We start from the raw sequence: 8,708 nt of genomic DNA on the forward strand, positions 1-8,708 counted from the left end.
AGCGGCACCCTGGGAACGACGTGGATGCCCGGGACGAGCCCGGGCATGACGGAGTAACTAACTGGTCATCTCGTTTGTCGCGACGTGCTCGTCGCTTCGTATGCGATTGCCGGGGCTTGACCGCGGCCTCCATTATCGTCAAGCAACGGGTCGGACCGCCCGATTGACGAGAATGGACCCTTCGATGCGACAGACCTCCGCCCGTCTTGCTCTGGTGCTGATGGCCGCGCTTTCGCTCGCGGCCTGCGCCTCCCGCAATCAGGGAGCCGCCGTGGCGCTCGGCAATGATGACGACGATGCGGTCTGCCAGGCCGGCGGCAAGGTCGCGCCGGGCTCGACCGAATATGTCGCCTGCCGCAAGGACCGGGACGTGCAGCGGCAGCGCGCGGAAGCCCGCGCCGATCGCCGGCAGCGCGATCTCGGCGAGTACATGATGAACCATCCCGACCGGCCCTGAACGCGACTGCAACCGCCTCTCATGGCGCGTGTCGCTCCTGCAACAGTTTGACGACATCGGCGCTGCAATATCGCCGATTGACTGAGATCAAATCCAACGCCTTGGCGTCCCTGCCACATCTATGACCGCAAGAGCGCGGCTTGCCTGCGCGGATCAAGCGGAAGTGTAGCTCGATTGTGGCTATGGGGACCTCGATGAATAGAACCTTCCAACTCTCGTCGTCGCTGCTGGTGCTGGCGGCGATCTGCGGAACCATCGGCTCTGCGCAAGCGGCCGACCTGCCGGCCGCGCCGGTCTATACCAAGGCGCCGGTGGTCGAAGCCTGGAATCCCTGGATGCTCCGCATCCGCGCGCTCGGCGTGCTGCCGGATGCCGGCGGATCGACCGTGAACGTCGCCGGCGTGCCGGCGCTGTCGTCGCCGAATTCCGGCCTGAAGATCTCCAATCAGGTCGTGCCCGAGCTCGACATCAGCTACTTCTTCACCAGGAACATCGCGGCCGAGCTGATCCTCGGCGTGACCCGTCATTCGATCAGCGGCACCGGCGCGCTGGACGGGCTCAACATCGGCAAGGCCTGGCTGCTGCCGCCGACGCTCACCCTGCAATACCACTTCACCGATTTCGGCGCTTTCAAGCCCTATGTCGGCGCCGGCGTGAACTACACGGTGTTCTACAATCAGAGCGCCGCCAACCAGGTGTTCAACGGCCTCGCCGTCACCAACCTGCACATCTCCAACCAGTGGGGCGCCGCCGTCCAGTTCGGCTTCGACTACATGCTCGACAAGCACTGGGGCTTCAACGTCGACGTCAAGAAGCTGTGGCTGCAGCCGAACTACTCGGCGACCGTCAACGGCGCGATCCCCGTCACCGGCCGCGCCAACATCGACCCCTGGCTGGTCGGCGCCGGCATCACCTACAAATTCTGATTCGTTGCGTTCCTCCCAGACTTGCCATGGCGCCGGCATCCCCGGCGCCATTTTTTTGGAGGTCCGCTGTAAGCGGATTTCAGTTTGGTGGCAGTCTCTCACCTCCCCACCGCCGTCGTCCCGGCCTCGAGCCGGGACCCATACGCCGCAGCAGAAGTGAGACGGGAGCGCTGAGTCACAGCCAACTCGGTCCGTTACGCAGGCCGGTGGCTATGGGTCCCGGCTTTCGCCGGGACGACGCTGTTGGCGGAGCGGGCGCTGGCGAACTGACGCGAGCAAGCCGCTCGCCCTCGCGTACTACTCCTCGTCCTCGTCGTGCTTCTTGCCGCCGATGGTCTTGAGCTTGGCGAACACGGCATCGACGTTGAGGTCGTCCTCGTCGCGGCCGGCAGGCTCGTACTCGTCCTTACGGGTGGTCTCGGAGGCCGGCAGCAGGGTGGCGCCGCTGTAATTGGCGTCGAGCGGCTTTTCCTTGGCGGCGCGCTGCACCTCGAAATCGAGCTCGATCTGCGAGCACAGGCCGAGCGTGACCGGGTCCATCGGCGTCAGCGTCTGGGCGTTCCAATGGGTGCGGTCGCGCACGCTGGCAATGGTGGTTTTGGTGGTGCCGACCAGGCGCATGATCTGCGCGTCCTTGAGCTCGGGATGGTTCCGCACCAGCCAGAGGATGGCGCTCGGGCGCTCGTGGCGGCGCGACACCGGGGTGTAGCGCGGGCCCTTGCGCTTGGGCTGCGGCGGCAGCACCACCTTGCTCTCCTGCAGGCGCAGCCGGTAGTTCGGGTCACGCTCGCCCTTCTCGATCTCCTCTCGGGTGAGCTGGCCGGTCGAGATCGGGTCCATGCCCTTGATGCCCTGGGCCGCGTCGCCGTCGGCAATGGCGCGCACCTCCAGCGGGTGCATCTTGGTGAAATCGGCGACCTGGTCGAAGGTCAGCGCGGTATTGTCGACCAGCCACACGGCAGTTGCCTTCGGCATCAGCGGGGCGTTGCTCATGGCAAATCTCCTTTGTGCTCCGCCCCGGCCCTGGGAGGCGAAACCTGCGGTCATCGGCGATGACGGGAATTGGCCCTATATAAGCCGTCCCGGGGGCAGGGCGCAATGGCCTGACGAAAACGGCCTTGACAGCGGTCGAAAGCAGTCCCAAGTCCTACCCAAACACGTTCTAGCTCGAAGCCGTGACGTCTCGACCGCCCCCGCTTGCCGGCCCGGGGAGCCCCGGTCGCCGCAACAAGCCCGCACAGATCAGCTCAGACCCGCCCATGGCAGCCAAACCAGACCTGAAAATCGTGCTTTGTTCGCCGCGCGGCTTCTGCGCCGGCGTGGTCCGCGCCATCGACACCGTGGAACGGGCGCTCGCCATCTATGGCGCCCCGGTCTATGTCCGCCACGAGATCGTGCACAATAAATACGTCGTCGACAGCCTGAAGACCAAGGGCGCGATCTTCGTCGAGGAACTGGCCGAGATCCCCGACAATACCAATGCACCGGTGGTATTTTCGGCCCACGGCGTGCCGAAATCGGTTCCGGCCGAGGCCCAGGCGCGGAATTTCTTCTCCCTGGACGCGACGTGCCCCCTGGTCACGAAAGTCCACCGCGAGGCCGCCATCCACTTCAAGCGTGGCCGCGAGATCCTGCTGATCGGCCATTCCCACCATCCGGAAGTCGTGGGTACCGTCGGCCAGCTACCGCCAGGCGCCGTGACCCTGATCGAGACCGCCGAGGATGCCGCGACCTTCACCCCGAAGGACCCCAACAACCTCGCTTTCGTGACCCAGACCACGCTGTCGATCGACGATACCGCCGACATCGTGGCGGTGCTCAAGGGCCGTTTCCCGAACATCTCGGGCCCGCACAAGGAAGACATCTGCTACGCCACCACCAACCGCCAGCTGGCGGTGAAGAAGGTGGCCCCGGTGGTCGATGCGCTGATCGTGGTCGGTGCGCCGAACTCGTCGAACTCGCAGCGCCTGCGCGAGGTCGCCGAGCGCGAGGGCTGCCCGATCGCGGTGCTGGCGCAGCGCGCCTCCGACATCGACTGGGCGCGCTTCGAGGGCATCAAGAGCCTCGGCATCACCGCCGGCGCCTCGGCCCCCGAGGTGATCGTCGAGGAGATCATGGGCGCCTTCGCCGAGCGCTACGTGCTGCATGTGGAGACCGTCTCGGCGGCCGAGGAGAACGAGTTCTTCCCGCTGCCGCGCTCGCTGCGTCCGGAAGCGGCGGCCGAGTAGGCGGCCGTTTCTTTTCCACCCTGGCGGTCCATCGGCCTTGAACGCGACGCCCGCATGCGCGATGAAGGGCGCAACGGGCCTGTCCGGTGACGAAGTTCGCAGCGGAGAGGCGGGGGCAGGCGAACTTCGATAACCGGGACATCGCATGGCGGTCTATACCGACGTCGCCGCCGACGAGCTTGCGGACTTCCTCAAGACCTACGACATCGGCGAGCTGCTCTCCTACAAGGGCATCGCCGAGGGCGTCGAGAACTCCAACTTCCTGCTCCACACCACCAAGGGCTATTACATCCTCACGCTCTATGAGAAGCGCGTGGCGGTGGGCGATCTGCCGTATTTCCTGGGGCTGATGGCGCATCTCGCCGAGCGCGGCGTCAGCTGTCCGCAGCCGGCGCGCAACCGCGACGGCGCGGTCTATTCCAGCCTGTCGGGCCGGCCCGCGGCGATCATCAACTTTCTCGAAGGCATGTGGCCGCGCAAGCCGACCGTCGTGCACTGCGCAGGCGTGGGCGAGGCGCTGGCGCGGATGCATCTGGCGGGCCGCGACTTCCCGCTGGTGCGCAAGAACCCGCTGTCGGTGTCGGGCTGGCGGTCGCTGTTCGCCCAGGCGGGCGACCGCGCCGACACCGTGCAGGCCGGCCTCTCCACGCTCCTATCGACCGAGCTCGATCATCTCGCGCGCGCGTGGCCGACGCATTTGCCGGAAGGCGTCATTCACGCCGACCTGTTTCCGGACAACGTGTTCTTCCTCGGCGACCATTTGTCCGGGCTGATCGACTTCCCGTTCTCCTGCAACGACATCCTCGCCTATGACGTCGCGATCTGCCTCAACGCCTGGTGCTTCGAGGCCGACCATTCGCTCAACGTCACCAAGGCGCGCGCCTTCTTCAATGCGTATCGCCGCGCGCGGCCATTGTCCGAGGCGGAGCTGGAGGCGCTGCCGCTGCTGGCGCGCGGCGCGGCGATCCGCTTCCTGCTGACGCGGCTGGTGGACTGGCTCAACGTGCCCGCGGGCGCGCTGGTGAAGCCGAAGGATCCGTTGGAATACGTCCGCAAGCTGCGCTTCCATCAGGCGGTGTCGAGCGTGCGCGACTACGATATCGGAGGAGCAGCGACGTGAGCGAGCTTCCGGTCGTCAGCATCTTCACCGACGGTGCCTGCTCGGGAAATCCCGGCCCGGGCGGCTGGGGCGCGATCCTGCGCTTCGGCGACAAGGAGAAGGAGCTCAAGGGCGGCGAGCCGCACACCACCAACAACCGCATGGAGCTGATGGCGGCGATCTCGGCGCTGGAGGCGCTGAAGAAGTCGTGCCAGGTCGAGCTCTACACCGACAGCCAATATGTCCGGCAGGGCATCACCGGCTGGATCCATGGCTGGAAGCGCAACGGCTGGAAGACCGCCGACAAGAAGCCGGTCAAGAACGCCGAGCTGTGGCAGCGGCTCGACGCGGCGCTGAAGCCGCACAAGATCAATTGGCACTGGGTCAAGGGCCATGCCGGCCACCCGGAGAACGAGCGCGCCGACCAGCTCGCGCGCGACGGCGTGGCGATGGCCAGGATGCAGAAGAACGTGCGGAGCTGAGGTCTCTCACGGTTGTGAGTTCTGATCGTCATTCCGGGGCGACGCGTCAGCGTCGAACCCGGAATCTCGAAGGGTCCGGGTTCGCTTCGCGCTCCGGAACGACAGATCAACTACAGCAGCACGCTCTGGCTCACAGCTGCCCGAGCAGCGTGTCGCCGCCGGAGACCTCGACCTTGCCCGGGGCGGCTTCGAGGTTGAGCTTCGTCACCTTGCCGTCCTCGACCAGCATCGAATAGCGCTTGGAGCGGATGCCCAGGCCGGCGCCGGAGGCGTCGAGCTCCATGCCGATCGCCTTGGTGAACTCGGCATTGCCGTCGGCCAGGAACACGGCCTCGTCGCGCTGGTCGGTGTCGCGCTTCCAGGCGTTCATCACGAACGCGTCGTTGACCGAGACGATCGCGATGGTGTCGACGCCCTTGTCCTTCAGCGCATAGGCGTTGAGGAAGATGCTGGGCAGATGCATCTTGTGGCAGGTGCCGGTGTAGGCGCCGGGCACCGCGAACAGCGCGACCTTCTTGCCCTTGAAGATGTCGTCGGTGGTTTTGACCTGCGGGCCTTCGCCGGTCATGACGCGGAACTGGGCCTGCGGCAGCGTTTCGCCTACCTGAATGGTCATTGGAATAACTCCTTCCCCTGGATGTATCTAACGTTCGTGTCTTACGTGCGTGTCTTGCGCGTGGCGCGCTACACTATGCGGCGGCCCGCAAACGGCAACGGTCCGCCCTCATCACGACTCCGTCATCGCACGGCGGCTCCGCCGGCGCCATGGCGTCAGGCGGCCGCCGCCGGATTCTTCTTCTCGTCCCGCAGCTCGCGGCGCAGGATCTTGCCGACATTGGTCTTCGGCAGCTCGGTCCTGAACTCGATCTGCTTCGGCACCTTGTAGTTGGTCAGCTGCTGGTGGCAGTGCTTGATGAGGTCTTCGGCGGTGAGGCTCGGGTCCTTCTTCACCACGAACGCCTTGACCAGCTCGCCGGTCTTCTCGTCGGGCAAGCCGATGACGGCGGTTTCCAGCACGCCCGGATGCGCCGCGATCACCTCCTCGACCTCGTTCGGATAGACGTTGAAGCCGGAGACCAGGATCATGTCCTTCTTGCGGTCGACGATCTTGACCGAGCCGTCCGCGGCCATGACGCCGACGTCGCCGGTGCGGAAGAAGCCGTCCGCGGTCATCACCTTGGCGGTCTCCTCCGGGCGATTCCAATAGCCGGCCATCACCTGCGGGCCCTTGGCGCAGATCTCGCCGGCCTGGCCGAGCGGCACCTCGTTGCCGTCATCGTCGCGGATCGACAGCCAGGTCGAGGGCAGCGGCAGGCCGATCGTGCCGGTGAACTCGGTCGAGGTCGGCACGTTGCAGGTCAGGACGGGCGCCGTCTCCGACAGGCCGTAGCCCTCGGCGATGCTGCAGCCGGTGACCTGCTTCCACTGCTCGGCGACCGGACGCTGCACGGCCATGCCGCCGCCGTTGGAGACCTTGAGCTTGGAGAAGTCGAGCTTCTTGAAGTCGGGGTGATGCAGCAGGCCGTTGTAGAGCGTGTTGACGGCCGGGAAGTTGTTGACCTGGTATTTCATCAATTCCTTGATGAAGCCCGCGATGTCGCGCGGATTCGGAATCAGCAGGTTGGCGCCGCCGGCGCGCACCGCGAGCAGGAAGCAGCAGGTCAGCGCGAAGATGTGATAGAGCGGCAGCGCGCACACGATCAGCAGCCGGTCGACATGCGGCGGCATGTTCATGACCGGCTGCAGCCAGGCATCGTTCTGCAGCACGTTGGCGACGATGTTGCGATGGAGCAGCGTGGCGCCCTTGGAGACGCCGGTGGTGCCCCCGGTATATTGCAGGAAGGCGACGTCGTCGGGGCCGATCGCGGGCTTCTGGAAGCGCTTGCCGCGGCCGGCGGCGAGCGCGTCGTTGAACGGCACCGCGCCCGGCAGCGAGAACGCCGGCACCATCTTCTTGAGGCGGCGGACGACCAGATTGACGATCACGCCCTTGAAGCCGAGCAGGTCGCCCATGCTGGCGACCACGATGTGCTTGACCTGGGTGTGGCCGACGACCTGCTGCACCGTGTGCGCGAAGTTCTCCAGAACGATGATCGCCTCGGCGCCGGAATCCTTCAGCTGGTGCTCGAGTTCGCGCGGCGTATACAGCGGATTGACGTTGACCACCGTGTAGCCGGCGCGCAGCACCGCCGAGATCGCGATCGGGTACTGTAGCACGTTCGGCATCATCAGCGCCACGCGGGCGCCCTTGGCCAGTCCCAGGCCCTGCAGATAGGCGCCCAGCGCGACCGACATGTCGTCGAGCTCGCGATAGCTGATCGCCTTGTCCATGCAGATGAAGGCGCGGCGGTCGGCGAATGTCTTGAAGCTTTCCTCCAGCAGCTCGACCAGCGACTGGTATTTGCTGGCATCGATGTCGGCGGGAACGCCGGCCGGATAGTGCTTGAGCCAGATGCGCTCCATGAACCTTCCTCTCCTGATCGTCTCTTTTGGTGATCGTGTTTTTGGTCGCCTGATGGGTCTGCGGCGCCGGTCGGCTCCGGGCGGCATTCGGCGGCCAAAATCTCACCTCCGGCCGGGCAAGGCAAGCGGCCGGGGTGTCGACGAAAGAGGAAGGTGAACGCTGCGCGCGCGCCGGCGCAGGGGGCGCGCGGTTGGAGATCAGCCGTCCTTCGGCGCCGGCTTGCCGTCCGTTTTCGGCTTGGCGGCCGCCTTTGGCTTGGCGGGCTTGGCTGCGGTGTCGGAGGCCGGTTTTTCAGCGGATTTTGCGCCGGCATCGTGCTTGGCGGCGACGTGGCGCGCGCCCGCGGGCTTGGCGTCGGACGCTTTCGGGTCGGGCTTGGCGGGCTTGGCGTCGCCATCGGTCTTGGCCGCCGTCCGCGCCGGCTTGGCGTCGGTCTTGCCGGCCGCATGCGCCTTCTTGCCGCGGTGCTTCGGCGGGGTCTGGGCATCGGCGTCAGCGGCGACGGCCGCGATCAGGGCCGCACCGGTCCGGGTCGGGCCGGTATAGACCAGCACGGGCTCGGACGGGGCCGGCGCCGCGGCCAGGATCTCCGACGGCTTCAGCGCCGGCGCCTGCAGCCCGGCCAGCAGGGTGCCGCCGGTGGTCGTCTCGCCGTCGGCGCTCGCCTCCTCGCCGTCGTCGTCGCTCGCCGGGCGATGGCGCTTGCCGCCGCACATGTCGTCACGCAGGTTCGGCGGCGTGGCATCGACCGGCACCAATTGCTCGACATTGCCGAGCGGCGCCTTCAGCCAGCTGAGCTGATTGCCGTTGAAGCCGCGGTCGAGCATCTGGATCGCGCGCACCGCGCGCATCTGGCCCGAGGAGGCGCCGAGAACCACCGCGATCAGGCGCTTGCCATTGCGCGTCGCGGACGCCACCAGGTTGTAGCCCGAGGCGCAGATGAAGCCGGTCTTGAAGCCGTCGGCGCCGGGATAACGCCCGATCAGCCGGTTGAAGTTCTGCACCACGCGGCGGCCGTAGCGGATCGAGGGGATGTGGACGAAGTACTCGTA

General features: G+C 66.4%; 8 protein-coding genes and 1 pseudogene. 5 read left to right on the top strand and 4 right to left on the bottom strand.

Features of this window, described 5'->3' with window-relative positions:
- The first annotated feature begins 184 nt into the window (after positions 1-184).
- Both BRAS3809_RS32745 and BRAS3809_RS32750 read left to right on the top strand, forming a co-directional pair.
- A complete protein-coding gene (locus BRAS3809_RS32745) occupies positions 185-457 on the top strand; it encodes a hypothetical protein (RefSeq protein WP_035660130.1) in 273 nt (90 codons plus the stop codon).
- A gap of 194 nt (positions 458-651) precedes the next feature.
- Positions 652-1,383 (top strand): OmpW/AlkL family protein, encoded by a 732-nt coding sequence (locus tag BRAS3809_RS32750; RefSeq protein ID WP_008966303.1) that lies wholly within the window; start codon positions 652-654, stop codon positions 1,381-1,383.
- A 297-nt stretch (positions 1,384-1,680) separates the two neighbouring features.
- Here BRAS3809_RS32750 and BRAS3809_RS32755 read toward each other — a convergent pair whose 3' ends face one another.
- A complete protein-coding gene (locus BRAS3809_RS32755) occupies positions 1,681-2,376 on the bottom strand; it encodes a DUF1013 domain-containing protein (protein ID WP_008966304.1) in 696 nt (231 codons plus the stop codon).
- Positions 2,377-2,642: 266 nt separating this feature from the next.
- Between BRAS3809_RS32755 and ispH the strand changes: the two genes are divergently transcribed.
- The 3 genes from ispH (at position 2,643) to rnhA (ending at position 5,192) form a co-directional block, all read left to right on the top strand.
- Positions 2,643-3,611, top strand: coding sequence for a 4-hydroxy-3-methylbut-2-enyl diphosphate reductase (gene ispH, locus BRAS3809_RS32760; RefSeq protein ID WP_035660134.1), 969 nt, complete (start codon positions 2,643-2,645; stop codon positions 3,609-3,611).
- A 145-nt stretch (positions 3,612-3,756) separates the two neighbouring features.
- Complete coding sequence (locus tag BRAS3809_RS32765; protein ID WP_008966306.1) at positions 3,757-4,731, top strand: homoserine kinase; 975 nt, start codon at positions 3,757-3,759, stop codon at positions 4,729-4,731.
- A complete protein-coding gene (gene rnhA, locus BRAS3809_RS32770) occupies positions 4,728-5,192 on the top strand; it encodes a ribonuclease HI (RefSeq protein WP_008966307.1) in 465 nt (154 codons plus the stop codon). The genes BRAS3809_RS32765 and rnhA overlap by 4 nt, the downstream gene beginning before the upstream one ends.
- A gap of 130 nt (positions 5,193-5,322) precedes the next feature.
- Here the strand turns inward: rnhA and BRAS3809_RS32775 are convergent, their stop codons facing one another.
- From BRAS3809_RS32775 to BRAS3809_RS32785, 3 genes and pseudogenes are all read right to left on the bottom strand, one after another.
- Complete coding sequence (locus BRAS3809_RS32775) at positions 5,323-5,808, bottom strand: peroxiredoxin (RefSeq protein ID WP_035660138.1); 486 nt, start codon at positions 5,806-5,808, stop codon at positions 5,323-5,325.
- 155 nt (positions 5,809-5,963) lie between these two features.
- Positions 5,964-7,655, bottom strand: a complete 1,692-nt coding sequence (locus BRAS3809_RS32780) for a long-chain fatty acid--CoA ligase (protein ID WP_008966309.1) — start codon at positions 7,653-7,655, stop codon at positions 5,964-5,966.
- Between the two features lie 198 nt (positions 7,656-7,853).
- Positions 7,854-8,708, bottom strand: a pseudogene (locus tag BRAS3809_RS32785) (peptidase M15); the annotation flags it as partial.

The organism is Bradyrhizobium sp. STM 3809 (genome assembly GCF_000239795.1).
Taxonomy (GTDB): domain Bacteria; phylum Pseudomonadota; class Alphaproteobacteria; order Rhizobiales; family Xanthobacteraceae; genus Bradyrhizobium.